Origin of the sequence: Terriglobus sp. ADX1, assembly GCF_036877645.1 — a bacterium.
Lineage (GTDB): Bacteria > Acidobacteriota > Terriglobia > Terriglobales > Acidobacteriaceae > Terriglobus.
Genome location: NZ_JAEDXV010000153.1, coordinates 1 through 253 on the forward strand (window position 1 = coordinate 1; position 253 = coordinate 253).

Sequence of the window (253 nt, forward strand, 5' to 3'; positions counted from 1 at the left end):
CTCAAGCAGCGCGATGGCGGCGGAGGCGTGGTGGACAGTGGGCGTGCAGACGCTGGCGGCGGCGATGCCAAGGCCTGCGGCGAGCAGATCGTCGACCGAGGCGAAGACGGGGATGCCGTATTCGGCGCGACGGCCGCACGCGCGGATTCGCTGGGGTCAGCGCAGGCGGCGAGGCGGATGCCTGCACCGGCCTGTTCCAGCGCGCGATAGACGCGGAGATGGTTGCGACCGAAGGCGCGGCGCCGATGACTGC

1 protein-coding gene is annotated in these 253 nt (G+C 71.9%); it reads right to left on the reverse strand.

The window, feature by feature from the left end:
- Window positions 1-147: Gfo/Idh/MocA family oxidoreductase (locus JAO32_RS20155; protein WP_443082627.1), on the reverse strand; the 147-nt coding region annotated here is incomplete at its 3' end.
- Window positions 148-253 lie beyond the last annotated feature (106 nt).